We start from the raw sequence: 19,695 nt of genomic DNA, 5'->3' as shown, positions 1-19,695 counted from the left end.
GCGACTTGCGCTATTAAAATTAGGAGGAAGCAAAATTGAATTTAATCGAAAAATATGGTTGGACGAATAAATGGGAAGAAAAAATGACGGCTCAAGGAATTGCGGGCCGTGTGTTACTAGAACACAAAAATTTATATCGTGTAGTTACAAATGAAGGGGAATGGCTATGTTCTCTATCTGGAAAATTTAAATTTGATCATGATCGAGAGGCATTTCCAGCAGTTGGTGATTGGGTCGTACTTGAGCAAATGCCTGGCGAAGAAAAAGGAATCATTCAAGAAGTGCTTCCACGTATTTCGCAGTTTTCCAGAAAAATGGCGGGCACGACAACGGATATTCAATTAATCGCGGTTAATGTGGATTATGTATTTCTTGTAATGTCGCTCAATCACGATTTCAATGTCCGGAGATTAGAGCGTTATCTATTGGCAGCGTGGGATTCAGGTGCTACACCGGTTGTAGTACTTACAAAGAAGGATACTTGTGATGACCTGGCCTATTATATAAATGAAGTGGAATCTGTAGCTTTTGGAGTAGATATTTTTGCCGTGAGTAGCGTCAATGGTGAAGGAATAGACGAACTTTCCTTACTGCTTTCAGCTGGTAAAACAGGAGCACTATTAGGATCCTCTGGTGTGGGTAAATCTTCTTTAATAAATGCTCTATCTGGAGAAGAAGTAATGGCAGTTAGCGACATTAGGGAAGATGATAGTAAAGGTCGCCATACAACGACACACCGTGAATTGTCATTGCTTCCGAGCGGTGGCCTTCTAATAGACACACCTGGGATGAGAGAATTCCAGCTATGGGAAAGTAGTGAAGGTGTAAGTGCAAGTTTTAAAGATATTGAAGAATTAGCAGATGAATGCCGCTTTCGTGATTGTAAACATCAAAAAGAGCCAGGATGTGCAATACGAGAAGCAATTTCGACAGGCTCCCTAAAAGAAGAGCGATATAAAAGCTATGTAAAGCTATTAAGAGAGCTTGCACATATCGAAAGAAAAAATGATATCGTAGCTCGAAAAGTAGAACGAGATAAATGGAAGCAAGTGGCGAAAATACAAAAAAGTAATTATAAGAAGAAAAAATGATTGCTTTAAAAGGAGTTTTAATGTGATACAGATTCTTTTTCACCAAGAGGAAAAAGTTGCTGAGGAGATTTTAGAAATTCAACTACTTGCTTATAAAGTGGAGGCAGAGCTGATTGAATTTGATGGAATTCCTCAGCTTCACGATTCTATTCATGACATAATTATGTCAAAGGAAATTTTTATCGGATATTATGAAGAGATGCAGTTGACCGGCTTTATATCATTTATGAACACTGACGAACTTTTAGATATTTGCAGACTCGTTGTACATCCGAACTTTTTTCGTAAAGGAATTGCATCCGCATTATTAAAGCATGTGTTAGAAATCAAAAAAGAAAATCAGCGAGTTGAAGTTTCAACTGGAGCAAAAAATACCCCTGCTATTCAGCTATACGAACGTTTTGGATTCAATAAAATAAATGATATTGAAATAGAACCGAACTTCTTTATTACACAGTTAATTTACAAGTGAAATATTTATGGAATATAAGTCGTGGCTTTGATACAACCTAACTACTAACCAATCCGGTTAGTAGTTTCAGACAGTTGACAAACGCTTTCATTCTTCGTTGCTGGTACCTCGTTGTAAGCTCATGAACCTAAGTTCTATTCGCTTCCGCCTCGTGCTAGCGCGCAGGCCCACACGAAGTGGGTCATGCGACCGTTGCGACATGGATGTCGCGACCTTAGGTAGCCTCGACTGACAAGCGTTTTCAAGTCAGTCTGAAGTGACACCTTCGAAATTTGAACTTGTCCGCAACCTAACTACTAACCAATCCGGTTAGTAGTTTTTTTGTTGTTTTTGATACGAATCGTATCAATTGCACATCTAAAAATTTCTCGTTATAATATAGTCAAAGTTAGTCAAAGTCAGTTTGCGAGAAGAGGTGAGAAGATGAAAAATATATCTGACATTATTGAAGGTTATTTGAAGTCAATTATAGAAGAAGAGAGTAAGGGGCAAATTGAAATAAAAAGAAGCGAAATTGCTGAAAAGTTTCAATGTGTTCCATCACAAATAAACTATGTGATTAATACTCGATTTACCCAAGATCGCGGTTATTTAGTAGAAAGTAAGCGTGGTGGTGGGGGATATATTCGAATTCTCCGCGTACGTGCGCATAACAAGGCTGATTTGATTGAGCATATAATACAAAGCTTACAAAATGGAGCATCTGAGTCGATGACGGAAGATATTGTATTTCGATTAATCGATGAAGAGGTCATTACAAAACGAGAAGCAAAGCTTATTTTAGCGGCGATGGATCGTACGACTCTTTCGATTCCGCTTCCTGCAAGAGATGAATTGAGATCTCGTATTTTAAGAGCCATGCTATTAACGATAAAATATGAAAAAAAGTGAATTAAACGGGGTGTTGAAAAGTGATTTGTGAAAATTGTAAACAAAGACCAGCGAAAGTAACGGTTACACAAGTGCATAACGGTGAACACTTTGAGAGACATTATTGTGAGGTCTGCGCTAATAGTCTCCACCCGTTTTACGTAGAGTATAAACAGGATCCACTCTCCCTACATCAGCTTCTGTCCAACTGGTTCAGTCATGCAGATCAGCAGCCGGTACACCAGAAACAAAGTAAACCACAATTAGTTTGTGATGAATGCGGTTGGTCCATCCAACGTTTTCTAGATGAAGGGAAGTTTGGTTGTGCTTCTTGCTACGATAGCTTTAGAAAACAACTGCCCAATGTATTTAAACGATTGCATAACGGTAATACTACGCATGTTGGTAAGGCGCCAGGAGCTCTTGGAGAGATACTAGAGATAAAGAAGAAAATAGAAGCTATTCGTTTGCAAATGAAAGATGCTATTGAAACAGAACGTTTCGAGGAAGCTGCTAAGTTAAGAGACGAGGTAAGAGAACTCGAAAGTAAGCTTGCCACGGGAGGTGACGAAACACATGTCGATTGAACGCTTTTTAGACAATTCTCCATCAAGCTGGATGGCGGGGAATGGAGAGCATTCAGATATAGTCATGAGTACTAGAATACGCTTAGCTAGAAACTTAAATGGCTTTCGCTTTCCGCTTGCATTTACCGAAGACGAAGCGCATAAAATTGACCAATCCGTTTCGGCTACTTTATTAGATGCAAATGAAGAGTTGCACGCAAATTTTACTTCTATACAAATAAAAGATTTGTCTGAGTTAAGCCGTCAAGTTTTAGTAGAAAAGCATTTAATTAGTCCGAAACTAGCCAATTCACCAAAAACAGGGTCTGTTTTACTATCGGATGATGAGTCTGTCAGTGTAATGGTCAATGAAGAAGATCATATCCGAATTCAATGCTTGTTTCCAGGACTACAAATACAAGAAGCATACGATCAAGCTGATAAGATTGATCGATTATTAGAAAAAGAGTTACCATATGCGTTTGATGAACAATTTGGCTATTTAACAAGTTGTCCAACAAATACGGGAACAGGCTTACGAGCATCTGTTATGATGCATTTGCCAGCTTTGACAATGACAAAACAAATGAACCGAATCATTACAATTATTTCAAGACTAGGAATGGTTGTAAGGGGTATATACGGTGAGGGTAGCGAAGCGCTCGGCAATGTTTATCAAGTGTCCAATCAGACGACCCTAGGTAAAACAGAAGAGGATATACTTGCCGATCTTCAAAGTATTACCGAACAAATTATTCAAAAAGAAAGAGAAGCAAGAAATTCACTATTAAATCATTCTGCCAATACACTAGAAGATCGGCTATACCGTTCACTAGGAACGCTTTCTTTTGCTCGAATTATTTCGACAGAAGAAGCGGCAAAATGCTTATCAGATGTACGTTTAGGAATAGATATGGGACTTATTCAAGACGTAGATGTAACTATTTTGAATGAATGTATGGTGTTTATGCAACCTGGTTTTCTTCAAAAGTATGCTGAAACAACATTAAATGCTTCGGAACGAGATATGTTTCGAGCGAAGTTATTAAGGGAACGGTTGCAAATGGGAGAAAAACTGAATACAAAAGGAGAGGAACTTGCATGATGTTTAATCGATTTACACAAAGATCTCAAAAAGTACTACAACTAGCACAAGAAGAAGCTATTCGTTTAAAGCATGAATCTATTGGTACAGAACATATATTACTTGGTCTTATCCGAGAAGGAAGCGGAATTGCAGCAAAAGCGCTTGAAGCAATCGAAGTTGATCCTAAGGTTATTGAAGCTGGAATTGAAGAGTTAGTAGGGAAAGGGACAGAAGAAGTTGGCCCAATCGTTCATTACACTCCTCGTGCGAAAAAAGTGATTGAACTTTCTGTGGATGAGTCTCGCAAATTAGGTCATTCCTATATTGGAACGGAGCACCTATTACTTGCACTAATTCGTGAAGGTGAAGGCGTTGCTGCGAGAGTATTAAATAATGCAGGAGTAAGCTTGAACAAAGCTCGTCAACAAGTACTCCAATTATTAGGAAGCTCAGACCAATCACATGGCAACGGTAGCAATAGTGCGGCGCCTGCGAGTACTCCAACATTGGACGGATTAGCGCGCGATTTAACACAAATAGCAAGAGAAGGTACACTGGATCCTGTTATTGGACGTAGTAAAGAAATAACCCGTGTGATTGAGATATTGGCTCGTCGTACAAAAAACAATCCTGTGCTGATTGGTGAGCCTGGGGTAGGTAAGACAGCTATTGCTGAAGGTCTTGCACAGCAAATAGTACAAAATGAAGTACCAGAAATTTTACGTGATAAACGTGTCATGACACTTGATATGGGTACAGTCGTTGCTGGTACAAAATATCGTGGTGAATTTGAAGATCGCTTGAAAAAAGTGATGGATGAAATTCGCCAAGCCGGAAATGTAATTCTATTCATAGATGAGCTTCACACTTTAATTGGAGCGGGCGGAGCAGAAGGTGCAATTGATGCATCAAATATTCTTAAACCGGCATTAGCACGTGGAGAAATTCAATGTATTGGTGCGACTACTTTAGATGAATACCGTAAATACATTGAAAAAGATGCTGCTCTTGAGCGTCGTTTCCAACCAATTCAAGTGGATGAACCATCTGTTGATGAAGCAATTCAAATTATTTATGGTTTGCGTGATCGTTATGAAGCGCATCACCGTGTGAAGATTACAGATGAAGCTGTTGAGGCAGCTGTGAAAATGTCTGATCGTTATATTTCTGATCGTTTCTTACCAGACAAAGCAATCGATTTAATCGATGAGGCTGGCTCAAAAGTAAGACTTCGCTCTTATACAACACCACCTAATTTAAAAGAATTAGAAGCGAAACTAGAAGCGGTTCGTTCGGAGAAAAATGCTGCAGTTCAAAGTCAAGAATTTGAAAAAGCTGCTTCTTTCCGTGATAAAGAGCAAAAACTAAAAGATGAATTAGAAAAAATGAAAGACACTTGGAAAGAAAAACAAGGCAAAGAAGAATCTGAGGTAACAGTAGAAGATATCGCAGCAGTTGTTTCTATGTGGACTGGAGTTCCAGTATCAAAACTGGCACAAACTGAATCTGAAAAGTTATTAAAATTAGAAGAAAAGCTTCATGAAAGAGTAATTGGACAATCAGAAGCGGTAGATGCAATTTCTCGTGCAATTCGTCGGGCACGTGCAGGTTTAAAAGACCCAAAACGTCCAATTGGTTCATTTATTTTCCTTGGGCCAACTGGTGTTGGGAAAACAGAACTTGCTCGCGCTTTAGCTGAAGTAATGTTTGGTGACGAAGATGCGATGATTCGTGTAGACATGTCTGAGTACATGGAAAAACACTCAACTTCTCGTCTTGTTGGTTCACCTCCAGGATACGTTGGATTTGACGATGGCGGTCAGTTAACAGAAAAAGTTCGCCGTAAACCTTACTCTGTTATTTTATTAGACGAAATTGAAAAAGCGCATCCAGATGTATTTAATATTCTTCTTCAAGTATTAGAAGATGGACGCTTAACAGATTCTAAAGGTCGTACAGTAGATTTCCGTAATACCGTTGTTATTATGACTTCAAACGTTGGTGCAGATGCCCTTAAATACAATAAGCATGTTGGGTTTAACTTAAATGAAGGTGGAAAAACAGACTATAAAGATATGAAAGGTAAAATGCTAGAAGAATTGAAAAAAGCATTCCGTCCTGAATTCTTAAATCGTCTAGATGAAATGATTGTATTCCACTCTCTAGAAAGAGAACATTTAAAACAAATCGTGACATTGATGACAGAACAGCTTGCGAAACGCTTGAAAGAACAAGGTATTGAGCTTGAATTAACGGAAGCAGCTCAAGACAAGATTACAACAGAAGGATATGATCCAACTTATGGAGCTCGCCCATTGCGTAGAGCGTTACAAAAACATGTAGAAGATCGACTTTCTGAAGAATTACTAAAAGGCGAAGTGCTCAATGGTCAACATGTTGTGTTTGACGTAGAGAACGATGAATTTGTCGTTCGCACAAAAGCAAAAGCAGTTACTGAAGGTTAATAAAAATTTTATGGGCATTCCATACTTTACGTAAGGGATGCCTTTTTTTCAATATAGCGGCAGCGCAGTACCCCTTAAGCTAATAAGCAAATGCTTCTGGTGTAGTGACAGGTGCTAATGTTTTTTTTACATAGGAGGAAGTAATGGCTAAAAGAAAAACGAAATTTATGTGTAATTCATGTGGATATGAGTCAGCTAAGTGGATGGGAAGATGCCCTGGTTGTGGGGAATGGAACACGATGGTAGAAGAGTTAGAAATCGTTTCCAAAGGACCTAAACGTTCTTTTCAGCATTCCACAGGGGTAGCTCAAAAAGCCACACCTATTATCTCGGTAGAAACAGTAGAAGAACCACGAGTAGAAACAGAGCTTATGGAACTGAACCGCGTACTCGGAGGTGGGATTGTGCCGGGGTCGCTCGTATTAATCGGTGGTGATCCAGGTATCGGTAAATCTACTTTACTATTACAAGTCTCTGCGTTGCTTGCCAATAAAGGAGAGCGAGTATTGTATATATCTGGTGAGGAATCTATTAGACAAACAAAACTCCGAGCGGAACGACTTGGTGTCACGTCTGCGGAACTATATATATATTCTGAGACAAATTTAGAGTTAATCAATGAAACAATTGAAAGTGTAGAGCCACGATTTGTCATTGTCGACTCTATACAAACCGTACATCATCCGGAAGTAACGAGTGCTCCTGGGAGTGTGTCCCAAGTTCGAGAATGTACGGCAGAACTAATGCGGATTGCTAAGACAAAGAATATAGCGATCTTTTTGGTGGGGCACGTAACAAAAGAAGGACAAATTGCTGGTCCTCGTTTATTAGAACATATGGTAGATACGGTTTTATATTTTGAAGGAGAACGCCATCACACGTATCGTATTTTACGTTCTCAAAAGAACCGTTTTGGATCGACCAACGAAATTGCTATTTTTGAGATGGTACAACAAGGATTAAAAGAAGTATTGAATCCTTCCGAACTATTTTTACAGGAACGCTCCCATGGAGCAGCTGGTTCCGCCATTGTTGCATCGATGGAAGGGACGAGACCGATTTTAGTGGAAATTCAAGCACTTGTCACACAATCGAGCTTTAACTATCCGAAACGAATGGCTACCGGTATTGATCAAAATCGGGTTTCTTTGCTAATGGCAGTACTCGAAAAACGTATGGGATTACTGTTACAAACGCAAGATGCTTATATAAAAGTTGCCGGAGGTGTAAAATTAGATGAACCTGCTATCGATTTAGCCGTCCTAGTAAGTATAGTATCGAGTTTTAGAGATACAGGGGTTACCCCAACAGACTGTTTTATTGGAGAAGTTGGACTTACAGGTGAAGTTAGAAGGGTATCCAGAATCGAACAACGTGTGCAGGAAGCTGCAAAATTAGGGTTTAAAAGAGCAATTATCCCTGCTTCTAATATAGGAGGCTGGGATTATCCGAAAGGCATTCAAGTAGTAGGCGTTGAATCTGTAAATGATGCCATGAAAGAAGCTTTTCAATAAAATATATTTGTTTCTATGAATGAATTAACAGGGGTGACTAGTTGCTCCTGTTAGTCATAATAGACGTATAACAAAATTTGACGTTATAATAAATGATAACTGGAGGTGGAATGTTTGTTAAAATGGATTATTCAAATTGCATTCATTTTAATAGGAGGTACATTAGGGTTAATATTTTTACCGCACTTATATGAACTTATAAATTTATCCAATAACCCTTGGATTCATAATCCATATGTATCTGTTATTATCGGTGCAATCATACTTTACGTTGCAGCATTATTTTTAACAGACTATTTAATTAATTTCATACGATGGATGGAAGAGCGTCTTTTGAAAGCCCCTATAGGTGACTTACTGTTTGGTACATTGGGGCTCGTCATTGGTTTGATTGTTGCATTTTTACTAGGAACAGCTATTAATAATATTGCTATACCAGGTATAGGCTCGGTTGTGCCGGTGCTTTTATCTATTGTACTTGGTTATTTAGGTTTTCAAGTAGGGTTTAAAAAGCGGGATGAGCTTTTGCAAGTTTTTACTCCTTCCAAGCAATCAGGAACTAAGAAGAAAACTCAAGAGGAAGAAGAGCAAGGTTTAATCACTGGAACATATAAACTTCTTGATACTAGCGTTATAATTGATGGACGTATTGCGGATATTTCACAAACTGGATTTATGGAAGGGATATTGGTAGTTCCGCAATTTGTACTAACTGAGTTACAGCACATAGCAGACTCTTCAGATACATTAAAAAGAACTAGAGGACGTCGAGGGCTAGATGTATTGAAAACATTACAAACAGAACGTGCTTCTGCAGTAAAGATTGTAGAGGATGATTTCGAAGACATTCAAGAAGTAGACATGAAGCTTATGCGTTTAGCGAAGAAGATGAATGGCATTGTTGTAACGAATGACTTCAACTTAAACAAAGTTTGCGATCTTCATCAGGTGCGGGTACTTAACATTAATGATCTGGCAAATGCGGTTAAACCAGTCGTTATTCCCGGGGAAATAATGCATGTAGTCGTAATTAAGGATGGCAAGGAGCATAACCAAGGTGTTGCTTACCTAGACGATGGTACGATGATTGTTGTAGAAGGTGGGAAATCATATATTGGACAAGCGTTGAATGTGGAAGTGACAAGTGTACTTCAAACTTCAGCAGGTCGAATGATTTTTGCTAAACCACAAGACTCGAAATAATAGGGGAGGGTTGTTTCCTAGATTTTCAATAGGATAACACCCTTTTTCTATTGTTACATAGAGGAGAGAATTAGGGGATGTATACGGTATTATTACCCGCTGCAGGCAGTGGGAAGCGCATGGGAGCAGGGCAGAATAAGCTTTTTTTGAAGTTGAGAGATGTTCCAATTTTAATACATACTTTGCGCGTTTTTGAGAATGACCCCATGTGTCAACACATTGTGTTAGCGGTTAAAAAAGAGGAACAGACATACATTGAACAATTATTATTGAAACACGAGATTACAAAAGTAGCAGCTATTACGGAAGGAGGAGCAGAACGTCAGCATAGTGTATATGCTTGTTTAAAAGCTTCTCCAAGCCAAGGGATTGTACTTGTACATGACGCAGCAAGGCCGTTTATTAAACGAGGGGTTATTCACCAGCTTGTTGAAACTGCTACTCAATCGAGAGCAGCGGTAGCGGCAGTTCGTGCCAAAGATACGATGAAAAAAGTGGAAAATGGTATAATTCAAGAAACAGTAGATCGAGAAAGTTTATGGATTATTCAAACGCCACAAGCTTTTCAGTTTGAGCTATTAGAAAAAGCAGAGCGCTTGGCAAATGAAGAAGGCTTTTTAGGGACAGATGAAGCGATGCTAGTCGAACGTTTAGGAGAAAGCGTACATATCGTGGAGAGTACATACGATAATTTAAAAATGACTACAAAAGAAGATCTCCTTTTTGGTGATGTGATTTTAAATAAAATGAAGCAGGAGGAACAATAAGATGATACGAGTTGGACAAGGATTTGACGTACATGAATTTGCGGAAAATCGCCCTTTAATAATTGGAGGAGTTACAATTCCTTATGAAAGAGGACTAATTGGACATTCAGATGCAGATGTATTGCTTCATACGATTACAGATGCAGCACTTGGAGCAATCGGTGAAGGGGATATCGGCAAACATTTCCCGGATACAGATCCAGATTTTAAAGATGCAGATTCAGCCAAGCTACTGGAGCATATTTGGAAATTAGTAGATGCTCACGGATACAAATTAGGTAATATCGATTGTACAATTATTGCACAAAAGCCTAAAATGGCACCTTATATTGAGGCAATTCGTGTGCGTGTGGCGGAGTTGCTTCAAGCGGATGTATCCCAAGTAAACGTGAAGGCAACAACAACAGAAAAGCTTGGATTTACGGGACGTGAAGAAGGAATTGCTTCAATGGCGACAATATTGCTTATAAAGAAAGACTAACTTTTAAAAAGACGTTAGCAGTGGTAGAATAAATAAAGTTTATCCCGCTTTAAGGATAGTAAGATATGGTCATCTGTAAAGGAAACTATCACAAGCTGAAGTTTCACTTTATATGAACGAAAACTAGGAGGATTTACAATGACACAAGAAGTTCGCGTACGATACGCGCCAAGCCCAACAGGGTATTTACATATCGGAGGGGCTCGAACAGCATTATTTAACTATTTATTTGCACGTCACAATAACGGGAAGTTTATCGTTCGTATCGAGGATACAGATATTGAACGAAATGTAGAAGGTGGCGAGTTATCTCAGCTTGAAAATCTTAAATGGTTAGGTATCGAATATGACGAGTCAGTTGATATTGGTGGACCATACGCGCCTTATCGTCAAATGGAACGACTAGATATTTATACAAAGCATGCAGAAGAAATGTTAGAAAAAGGGCAGGCGTATAAATGTTTCTGTACTTCAGAGGAATTAGAAGCAGAACGTGAAGTGCAAAAAGCAAACGGAATAGCTGCGCCTATGTACAACGGTAAATGTCGTCATTTATCTGCAACAGAAGTACAAGAAAAAGAAGATGCAGGTATGCCTTATACAATCCGTATGCGTGTTCCTGAAAATGTAACCTACACATTTGAGGATTTAGTTCGTGGATCCGTTACTTTTGAATCCAAAGATATTGGTGACTGGGTACTTGTAAAAGCAAATGGCATTCCAACATATAACTATGCGGTAGTTTTAGATGATCACTTTATGAAAATTTCCCATGTATTCCGTGGGGAAGAGCATTTATCTAACACTCCAAAACAATTAATGATATTTGATGCGTTTGGGTGGGAATATCCTGCATACGGTCACATGACGTTAATCATTAATGAAAATCGTAAAAAGCTTTCAAAACGTGACGAGTCTATTATTCAATTTGTTACGCAATACAAAGATCTAGGTTACTTACCTGAAGCAATGTTCAACTTCTTTGCACTTTTAGGATGGTCTCCTGAAGGGGAAGAAGAGATATTCTCTAAAGAGGAAATTATAAAAATATTTGACGTGAATCGTTTATCTAAATCACCTTCCATGTTTGATAAACAAAAATTAACGTGGATGAATAATCAATATATTAAGCAATTACCACTTGAAAAAGTTGTGGAACTAGCATTGCCACACTTACAAAAGGCGGAGCTACTTCCAGCAGAACTATCGGAGGAACAACATGCTTGGGCAACGAAGCTTATTGCTCTATACCACGATCAAATGAGCTTTGGTGCTGAAATAGTTGAATTGTCATCACAGTTCTTTGAACATGAGATTGCATATACTGAAGAAGCGGAAGAAGTGTTAGCAGGTGAACAAGTTTCAGAGGTAATGGCTGCATTCAAAGCACAGTTAGAAACTTTAGAAATATTTGAAGCAGCTGAAATTAAAGCTGCGATCAAAGCAGTTCAAAAAGAAACTGGCCATAAAGGGAAAAATTTATTTATGCCAATCCGTGTAGTAACAACTGGTCAAACACATGGTCCTGAGTTGGCAGATGCTATCAGTCTTATCGGAAAAGAAAATGTAATTGCTCGAGTAGCTAAATACGCAAAACAATAATATTGACTTTCCTCTAGTAAGGTGTGAAAATGAGGATACAAATTCCGAACGGAAGCTAGAAAAAGCAAGGATGAGGAGAAGTAAGTAACACAAGTTCTTTAGAGAGGACCATCACCGGCTGAAAGTGGTCTGAACCAATGAGTTACTGAAATGCACCTCTGAGTGCCATGCCGAACATGTCAGTAGGCTGGACGTATCATCTGCGTTAAGGATGCGAAGTGGGAAGGGTGTTTTATTTGCCTTTTCAATCAGAGTGGAACCGCGCCCAAAGCGTCTCTGTCTATTTATAGACAGGGACGCTTTTTATTGTGGAAGAAAAGTTTAGCTTTTCCTACAACGTTTACATGTTTCTAAGAAAGGAGAAAAAAGGATGTTTGAGCGAATCAAAGAAGACATAGCAGTTGTATTTGAACAAGATCCTGCAGCAACAAGTATCCTGGAAGTAGTATTAACATACTCGGGTTTACATGCTATTTGGAGTCATCGGATTGCACACGCTTTTTATAATAAGAAATTATTTTTCCTCGCACGTGTTATTTCGCAAATTAGCCGATTTTTCACTGGTATTGAAATTCACCCGGGTGCGAAGATTGGAAGACGTTTTTTTATCGACCACGGAATGGGTGTTGTCATCGGGGAAACCTGTGAAATAGGGGAAGATTGTACGATATATCAAGGTGTCACATTGGGTGGTACAGGAAAAGAAAAAGGAAAAAGACATCCTACGCTTGCCAATAATGTATTAATAGCAACTGGTGCCAAAGTGTTAGGTTCGATTACAATTGGAGAAAATAGTAAGGTGGGAGCAGGGTCTGTTGTTTTAAAAGATGTTCCAATGAACTCAACAGTAGTTGGTATACCTGGAGTAGTTGTAATTCAAGATGGAGTGAAAGTAAAGCACAATGCACATCATCAAGATTTGAATCACCAAGACTTACCGGATCCGTTCGCTGATCGATGTAGAGAGATGGAGTATGAAATAAAAAATTTACAAGAAGAAGTAGAAAGACTTAAAAAGGAAAAGGAGATAAGTATACATGGCAATACAAATTTTTAATACATTAAAACGTGAAAAAGAACCCTTTGTACCAATGGAAGAGGGAAAGGTAAAAATGTATGTTTGTGGACCAACAGTATATAACTACATTCATATCGGGAATGCTCGTCCAGTGATCGTATACGATACGGTACGAAAATATTTGCAATATCGAGGATATGAAGTAACGTACGTATCCAATTTCACAGATGTGGATGACAAAATTATTAAAGCTGCAAATGAGTTAGGTGAAGAGGTTTCTGAGTTAACGGAACGTTTTATTGAAGCTTATTTTGCAGACGTAGAGGCATTAGGATGCAACCGAGCTGATTCGCACCCTCGTGTGACCGATCACATGACCGAAATAATAGATTTTATTAAAGTGTTAGAAGAAAAAGGCTATGCGTATGAATCTCAAGGTGATGTATACTACCGCACAAGAAAGTTTGAAGGTTATGGAAAGCTTTCTCACCAATCGGTCGATGATTTAAAGGTAGGTGCACGCATCGAGGCAGGGGAAAAGAAAGAAGATGCTTTAGACTTTGCATTATGGAAAGCTGCAAAGCCAGGAGAGATTTTCTGGGAGAGCCCATGGGGTCAAGGACGTCCAGGGTGGCATATTGAATGTTCGGTAATGGCTAGAGAAGTACTAGGTGATACAATTGATATCCATGCTGGTGGGCAAGATTTAACTTTCCCTCATCATGAAAATGAAATTGCACAATCGGAAGCAAGAACAGGTAAAACATTTGCGAGATATTGGATGCATAATGGCTACATTAATATTGACAATGAAAAAATGTCAAAATCACTAGGTAACTTCGTTTTAGTTAATGATATTCGTCAAAATATTGATCCACAAGTATTGCGTTTATTCATGCTGAGTGTACATTATCGTCACCCAATTAACTATTCCGGTGATTTAGTAGAACAAGCGGAAGCTGGCCTAGAACGTATCCGTACATCGTATGCAAATGTGTTACATCGCTTAGACGCGACAGCGGACTTAGGTGACCATCATGATATTTGGATGCACAAAATAGGTGAAGTAAAAGAGCAATTTATCACTGCAATGGATGACGATTTTAACACAGCGAACGGAATTGCTGCAGTTTTTGAATTATCTAAGCTAGCAAATACGTATCTATTAGAAAAACAGACTTCTGAAAATGTGTTAAAGCAATTCTTAACAATTTTTGATGAACTGACTACAGTATTGGGAATTTCTCTCCAACAAGAAAAAGAAGTATTGGATGAAGAAATTGATGCATTAATCGAAGAACGAAATCAAGCGAGAAAGGATCGCAATTTTGCTCGTGCAGATGAAATAAGAGATCAATTAAAAGAAATGAATATTATTTTAGAAGATACAGCGCAAGGTATCCGATGGAAAAGAGGATAAACTTATGACTAACTTTAAGTTATCCGATGTTAAACAATTAAACTCGTTAGCTTTAGCTTATATGGGAGATGCTGTCTTCGAACAAGTCGTTCGAGAGCATCTCATTCGTTCTGGTCGAGTTAAGCCAAACATATTGCACAGAGAAGGAACTAAGTATGTATCTGCAAAAGCACAGGCGACAATTGTTCACGAGCTTTTAGATAAAAAAATCCTAACAGAAGAGGAACTTGCGGTATTAAAAAGGGGTAGAAATGCAAAGTCTGGTACTGTACCGAAAAATACAGATGTCCAAACATATCATTATAGTACTGCGTTTGAAGCGTTAGTAGGAAGCTTATATCTAAGTGAGCAAAAAGAACGGTTGGAAGAATTACTTCTATTTTCAATTGAATTTATTGACGGACAGAAAGGGGAGAAGAAGTAAATGGCAGAGAATACAGAACAAACGGGAGAAATTATCGCTGGGAAAAACCCCGTTGTAGAAGCGCTACGTTCAGGAAGAGATATGAATAAAGTGTGGATTGCTGAAGGCATACAAAAAAGCGGAGTCTCGGAAATAATTCAATTAGCTAAGGAAGCGGGAATCATCGTTCAATTCGTTCCAAAAAAGAAATTAGATAACTTGACCGATGCCAATCACCAAGGGATCGTTGCTTCGGTTGCAGCTTATCGATATGCGGAACTGGATGATTTGTTTGAATTAGCTGCAAGTAAACAAGAAGATCCTCTTTTTATAATTTTGGATGAAATCGAAGATCCACATAATCTTGGGTCTATTATGAGAACAGCAGATGCGGTGGGGGCACACGGTATTATAATTCCAAAAAGACGTGCTGTGGGACTAACTGCAGTTGTTGCTAAGGCATCTACTGGAGCAATTGAGCATATTCCGGTGTATCGAGCTGGAAATCTAGCGCAAACGGTGGATGAGTTAAAAGAACGTGGAGTTTGGATTGCGGGGACAGATGCTACAAAGTCCACTGACTATCGTCATATGGATGCAACACTTCCATTAGCGCTTATTATTGGTAGTGAAGGTAAAGGGATGAGTCGTTTATTAAAAGATAAGTGTGATTTCTTATACCATTTACCAATGGTCGGTCATGTAACAAGTTTAAATGCGTCTGTTGCTGCGTCTATACTTTTATACGAAGTATTGCGTGTAAGACGTCCTCTTTAAGGATAACCTGATGCAAATTCTTCTTGTCGATGGTTATAATATCATCGGCGCATGGAAAGAGTTAAGAGTTTTAAAGCAAGAAAAACTACTAGACGCAAGAGACCGACTTCTGGAACTGATGGCTGAATATAAAGCGTTTACGGGTATTCGTGTAATTGTCGTATTTGACGCACATTTAGTTCCGGGAATTGAAAATAAGCAGAAGCAACGTGATGTAGAAGTTATTTTTACTCGAACAAACGAAACAGCAGATGAGCGAATTGAGAAGCTTACAAGAGAATTAAGTGGTAGAAAAATAGAAATTTATGTAGCTACTTCTGATATGACGGAGCAAAGAGTTATTTTTGGACAAGGCGCATTAAGAAAATCTGCTCGAGAATTTGAAATTGAAATGACGGCTATATCGTCGAATATAACGAAAAAAGTGAGGTATATTCAAGATAATAAGCCGTCTTCCAAGATCCCTCTAACGGACGAAATTGCAGAAATTTTCGAAAAATGGCGAAGAGGAATGAAATGATGCATTGACTGGATAAATTTTCATCCTGTATACTTGTGATAACTATCGTAAACTTGCAGAGGTGACTTCATTGGAAAAGATCGAACATAATCTACAACAATTAGATAGTTTACAAGATGAGGAGCTTGTAGAGATGGTTCATCAAGGTAACACTGAAGCGCTTGATTATTTAATTACGAAATATCGTTCTTTCGTTCGAATGAAAGGCAGATCCTATTTTTTAATTGGAGCAGACAAGGAAGATATTCTTCAAGAAGGTATGATAGGATTATATAAAGCGATTCGTGATTTTAAAGAAGAAAAGCTAGCATCCTTTCGAGCTTTCGCAGAGTTATGTATTACTCGACAAATCATTACAGCGATAAAAACTGCTACGCGTCAAAAACATATTCCACTTAATTCTTATGTTTCGCTGGACAAGCCAATCTATGATGAAGAATCGGATCGGACATTGATGGATATGATTGCCGGTTCGGTAATAGATGATCCGGAAGAATTGATAATCAATCGAGAAGACTATGATTATATGGAAGAGAAAATGGCAGAAATTTTAAGTGAACTGGAACAACAAGTTCTTGCGCTATACTTGGATGGGCAGTCTTATCAAGAAATATCAGAAGAACTAAATCGGCACGTAAAATCAATTGACAATGCACTCCAGCGAGTGAAACGTAAGCTAGAGAGATATATGGAGATTGGTAGTAATTATGCCTAAACACTGGGATTTTGTTGACACTGAATTAGTAAAATGATAATCTTGAAAAAGATTACACGCCAAAAAGGTGAGAAAATGACAAAGAAAATTGTCTTGAGTTGTGAGAAATGTGGAAACCGAAATTATTCGTTTCCTACATCGAAAGAAAGTGCAACACGTGTAGAACTAAAAAAATATTGTTCGCACTGTAACGAGCATACACTTCATAAACAAACATTATGAGTATGTAAAAAAAAGATAGATTTTCCGTGTGGAGGTTTAGCTAGAATGGCTAATGTTGGAGGATTCTTTAAAAATGTAATGTCCGAAATGAGAAAAGTGAGCTGGCCTAAAAAGAAAGAGCTTACGAAATATACAATGATTGTACTTGCAACTGTTGTAATTATGGCTGTATTCTTTGCTGTAGTAGATTTAGGGATTTCAGAACTTTTCCGTTGGTATTTGGATTTATAAAATGTAGTATGTTAATATTTTTGAAATAGCCCGTCTTATTTAAACGAACGGGTTTTTTCATTTGTCTGAGAAAAGGAGGGAAGGACGATTAGTCCGTCAACTATGGAAAAAAATTGGTATGTCGTTCATACTTACTCTGGGTATGAAAATAAAGTAAAAGCAAACTTAGAAAAACGTGTAGAAACTATGGGGATGCAAGATAAAATTTTCCGAGTATACATCCCTGAACAGGAAGAAACAGATATTAAAGATGGAAAAAAACGTGTTGTAACGAGAAAAACTTTTCCTGGGTATGTATTCGTTGAACTTATTATGACGGATGATGCTTGGTATGTAGTTCGAAATACACCTGGTGTAACAGGATTCTTAGGTTCATCAGGCGGAGGGACAAAACCAACTCCTATAGCTCCTGAAGAAGTTCAATCTATGTTAAAACAAATGGGTAATACCGAAGGTAAAGTGGAAATTGATATTGAAATCGGTGAATTAGTAGAAGTGCTAGAAGGACCATTTGCTCATTTCCAAGGTAAAGTAGAAACAATCGATACTGCTAAAGGTAAAGTAACTGTTTCAGTTGATATGTTTGGCCGTGAAACTAATATGGAGTTAGACTTCGATCAATTAACAAAGATATAATTCTTGTCGGACTAGGTACAGAAGCTTTTTATACAATCAGAAATGATACGTTTAAATTTTGAGCTAGTTCACGCCAAAAAATATTATTTTCCATTGTTACTTGCTAAAGGTTGAAAATAGTGGTATCATTTCAAAGGTCAGACTGAAAATTAGTCTGCATGAATTTTTATAATGTTATCGGCAATTCGCTGAGAGACAGATATTTGAGTGGGAGGGGCAACCCAATTACCACATCACGGACTTAAGGAGGTGTGTCTCGTGGCTAAAAAAGTGATTAAAGTTGTTAAATTACAAATTCCTGCTGGTAAAGCAAACCCAGCGCCACCGGTTGGTCCTGCATTAGGACAAGCGGGTGTTAATATCATGGGATTCTGTAAGGAGTTCAACGCACGTACTGCAGATCAAGCAGGTCTAATCATTCCGGTTGAAATTTCTGTATTTGAAGATCGTTCATTTACTTTCATTACAAAAACTCCGCCGGCAGCAGTGTTACTTAAAGTAGCAGCAGGTATTCAATCTGGATCAGGTCAACCAAACCGCGTAAAAGTGGCGACAGTGAAACGTGATAAAGTTCGCGAAATCGCAGAACAAAAAATGCCAGATTTAAATGCAGCATCTGTTGAAGCAGCTATGTTGATGGTTGAAGGTACTGCACGTAGCATGGGTATTACGATCGAAGACTAATACTTAATGTGCATTTTGATATGACGCAATTGTTTTTTGGAAGGTTGTAGTTGTTCCTAAGAATAACTGCAACCTTTACACGTGGGAGGTTTATTCCGCTAAAACCACTATCAAGGAGGACATTTTAAATGGCTAACAAAGGTAAAAAATTACAAGAAGCTACAAAACTAGTTGACCGTAATGCATTGTACTCAGTTAAAGAAGCAATCGAACTTGCTAAAAAAACGAGCACAGTTAATTTTGATGCAACTGTAGAGGTTGCTTTCCGTCTAGGAATCGATACTCGTAAAAATGACCAACAAATCCGTGGAGCAGTTGTGCTTCCAAACGGAACTGGTAAAACACAACGCGTATTAGTATTTGCTAAAGGCGAAAAACTAAAAGAAGCAGAAGCTGCTGGTGCAGACTACGCAGGTGATGTAGAATACATCAACAAAATCCAACAAGGATGGTTCGATTTCGATGTTATCGTTGCGACACCAGACATGATGGGTGAAGTTGGTAAAATCGGTCGTGTACTTGGACCAAAAGGCTTAATGCCAAACCCAAAAACAGGTACTGTTACATTTGACGTAACAAAAGCTATCGAAGAAATTAAAGCTGGTAAAGTAGAATACCGCGCTGACAAAGCTGGTATCATTCATGCTCCTATCGGAAAAGTTTCTTTCGAAGACGACAAATTAGTAGAAAACTTCTTAGCAGTATTTGAAGTAGTACAAAAAGCTAAACCAGCTGCTTCAAAAGGTGTTTACATGAAGTCTGTAAATGTTACAACTACTATGGGTCCAGCTGTAAAAATTGATACTCAATCAGTAAAATAATAATTGACAATCATAAGTCTATCTGATAAGATGACTTTTGTTGTGAAATATACATTTGTACCGAAGACAGTAGGAGTGACTTGTCACTTAATATCCTACCGAGGACATGCAAATTCAGATTCTTATTAGA

At 38.3% G+C, this 19,695-nt stretch carries 22 protein-coding genes and 2 other annotated features (1 of these 24 only partly in view); all 22 genes read left to right on the top strand.

Annotation, left to right across the window (positions count from 1 at the left end; all coding sequences use genetic code 11):
- Positions 1-83 precede the first annotated feature (83 nt).
- The 22 genes from rsgA to rplA all read left to right on the top strand — a co-directional run bounded on the left by rsgA (position 84) and on the right by rplA (position 19,565).
- Complete coding sequence (gene rsgA / locus AN959_RS12755; protein WP_082461002.1) at positions 84-1,091, top strand: ribosome small subunit-dependent GTPase A; 1,008 nt, start codon at positions 84-86, stop codon at positions 1,089-1,091.
- A gap of 22 nt (positions 1,092-1,113) precedes the next feature.
- A complete protein-coding gene (locus tag AN959_RS12750; protein ID WP_056831211.1) occupies positions 1,114-1,563 on the top strand; it encodes an N-acetyltransferase in 450 nt (149 codons plus the stop codon).
- A 423-nt stretch (positions 1,564-1,986) separates the two neighbouring features.
- On the top strand, positions 1,987-2,454 hold the full coding sequence (locus tag AN959_RS12745) for a CtsR family transcriptional regulator (protein ID WP_053591284.1): 468 nt from the start codon (positions 1,987-1,989) through the stop codon (positions 2,452-2,454).
- Between the two features lie 20 nt (positions 2,455-2,474).
- Positions 2,475-3,020, top strand: a complete 546-nt coding sequence (locus AN959_RS12740; protein ID WP_053591285.1) for a UvrB/UvrC motif-containing protein — start codon at positions 2,475-2,477, stop codon at positions 3,018-3,020.
- Entirely contained in the window at positions 3,010-4,104 is a 1,095-nt protein-coding gene (locus AN959_RS12735; RefSeq protein ID WP_056831208.1) for a protein arginine kinase, read from the top strand. The genes AN959_RS12740 and AN959_RS12735 overlap by 11 nt, the downstream gene beginning before the upstream one ends.
- Positions 4,101-6,551: an ATP-dependent Clp protease ATP-binding subunit gene (locus AN959_RS12730; protein WP_056831206.1), complete on the top strand. Its 2,451-nt coding sequence runs from the start codon at positions 4,101-4,103 to the stop codon at positions 6,549-6,551. Before AN959_RS12735 ends, AN959_RS12730 begins: the two co-directional genes overlap by 4 nt.
- Positions 6,552-6,694: 143 nt before the next feature.
- Entirely contained in the window at positions 6,695-8,065 is a 1,371-nt protein-coding gene (gene radA, locus AN959_RS12725; protein ID WP_053591288.1) for a DNA repair protein RadA, read from the top strand.
- A 114-nt stretch (positions 8,066-8,179) separates the two neighbouring features.
- On the top strand, positions 8,180-9,268 hold the full coding sequence (locus AN959_RS12720; RefSeq protein ID WP_056831205.1) for a PIN/TRAM domain-containing protein: 1,089 nt from the start codon (positions 8,180-8,182) through the stop codon (positions 9,266-9,268).
- Positions 9,269-9,345: 77 nt separating this feature from the next.
- On the top strand, positions 9,346-10,035 hold the full coding sequence (gene ispD, locus AN959_RS12715) for a 2-C-methyl-D-erythritol 4-phosphate cytidylyltransferase (RefSeq protein WP_056831203.1): 690 nt from the start codon (positions 9,346-9,348) through the stop codon (positions 10,033-10,035).
- A gap of 1 nt (position 10,036) precedes the next feature.
- Positions 10,037-10,516, top strand: a complete 480-nt coding sequence (ispF, locus tag AN959_RS12710; RefSeq protein WP_056831201.1) for a 2-C-methyl-D-erythritol 2,4-cyclodiphosphate synthase — start codon at positions 10,037-10,039, stop codon at positions 10,514-10,516.
- 138 nt (positions 10,517-10,654) lie between these two features.
- Positions 10,655-12,118, top strand: coding sequence for a glutamate--tRNA ligase (gltX, locus tag AN959_RS12705; protein WP_056831199.1), 1,464 nt, complete (start codon positions 10,655-10,657; stop codon positions 12,116-12,118).
- A gap of 58 nt (positions 12,119-12,176) precedes the next feature.
- Positions 12,177-12,399: a binding site (T-box leader), on the top strand.
- A gap of 89 nt (positions 12,400-12,488) precedes the next feature.
- The gene (cysE, locus tag AN959_RS12700) at positions 12,489-13,175 is read left to right on the top strand and encodes a serine O-acetyltransferase (protein ID WP_056831197.1); all 687 of its coding nucleotides are present in this window, start codon (positions 12,489-12,491) and stop codon (positions 13,173-13,175) included.
- The gene (gene cysS / locus AN959_RS12695) at positions 13,156-14,556 is read left to right on the top strand and encodes a cysteine--tRNA ligase (RefSeq protein ID WP_056831195.1); all 1,401 of its coding nucleotides are present in this window, start codon (positions 13,156-13,158) and stop codon (positions 14,554-14,556) included. Before cysE ends, cysS begins: the two co-directional genes overlap by 20 nt.
- Before the next feature lie 4 nt (positions 14,557-14,560).
- Positions 14,561-14,980, top strand: a complete 420-nt coding sequence (locus tag AN959_RS12690) for a Mini-ribonuclease 3 (RefSeq protein ID WP_053591295.1) — start codon at positions 14,561-14,563, stop codon at positions 14,978-14,980.
- On the top strand, positions 14,981-15,736 hold the full coding sequence (gene rlmB, locus AN959_RS12685; protein ID WP_053591296.1) for a 23S rRNA (guanosine(2251)-2'-O)-methyltransferase RlmB: 756 nt from the start codon (positions 14,981-14,983) through the stop codon (positions 15,734-15,736). It begins immediately after the preceding gene.
- Between the two features lie 10 nt (positions 15,737-15,746).
- Positions 15,747-16,256, top strand: coding sequence for an NYN domain-containing protein (locus AN959_RS12680; protein ID WP_053591297.1), 510 nt, complete (start codon positions 15,747-15,749; stop codon positions 16,254-16,256).
- A 70-nt stretch (positions 16,257-16,326) separates the two neighbouring features.
- Positions 16,327-16,971, top strand: a complete 645-nt coding sequence (gene sigH / locus AN959_RS12675; protein ID WP_053591298.1) for an RNA polymerase sporulation sigma factor SigH — start codon at positions 16,327-16,329, stop codon at positions 16,969-16,971.
- A gap of 33 nt (positions 16,972-17,004) precedes the next feature.
- Positions 17,005-17,193 carry a 50S ribosomal protein L33 gene (gene rpmG / locus AN959_RS20710; protein ID WP_371256550.1) on the top strand — a complete coding sequence of 63 codons (189 nt, stop codon included), beginning with the start codon at positions 17,005-17,007 and terminating at the stop codon, positions 17,191-17,193.
- 45 nt (positions 17,194-17,238) lie between these two features.
- Positions 17,239-17,424: a preprotein translocase subunit SecE gene (secE, locus tag AN959_RS12670; protein WP_053591299.1), complete on the top strand. Its 186-nt coding sequence runs from the start codon at positions 17,239-17,241 to the stop codon at positions 17,422-17,424.
- A 102-nt stretch (positions 17,425-17,526) separates the two neighbouring features.
- Positions 17,527-18,060 (top strand): transcription termination/antitermination protein NusG, encoded by a 534-nt coding sequence (gene nusG, locus AN959_RS12665; RefSeq protein WP_053591300.1) that lies wholly within the window; start codon positions 17,527-17,529, stop codon positions 18,058-18,060.
- A 258-nt stretch (positions 18,061-18,318) separates the two neighbouring features.
- Complete coding sequence (rplK, locus tag AN959_RS12660; protein WP_053591301.1) at positions 18,319-18,744, top strand: 50S ribosomal protein L11; 426 nt, start codon at positions 18,319-18,321, stop codon at positions 18,742-18,744.
- Between the two features lie 128 nt (positions 18,745-18,872).
- Entirely contained in the window at positions 18,873-19,565 is a 693-nt protein-coding gene (gene rplA, locus AN959_RS12655; protein WP_053591302.1) for a 50S ribosomal protein L1, read from the top strand.
- 42 nt (positions 19,566-19,607) lie between these two features.
- Positions 19,608-19,695: a sequence feature (ribosomal protein L10 leader region), on the top strand (it continues 56 nt past the right edge of the window).

It is taken from the genome of Psychrobacillus sp. FJAT-21963 (genome assembly GCF_001420585.1).
Classification (GTDB): Bacteria; Bacillota; Bacilli; order Bacillales_A; family Planococcaceae; genus Psychrobacillus.
Note: the sequence above shows the minus strand (reverse complement) of the source record. Positions and strands in the feature narration are given on the sequence as shown.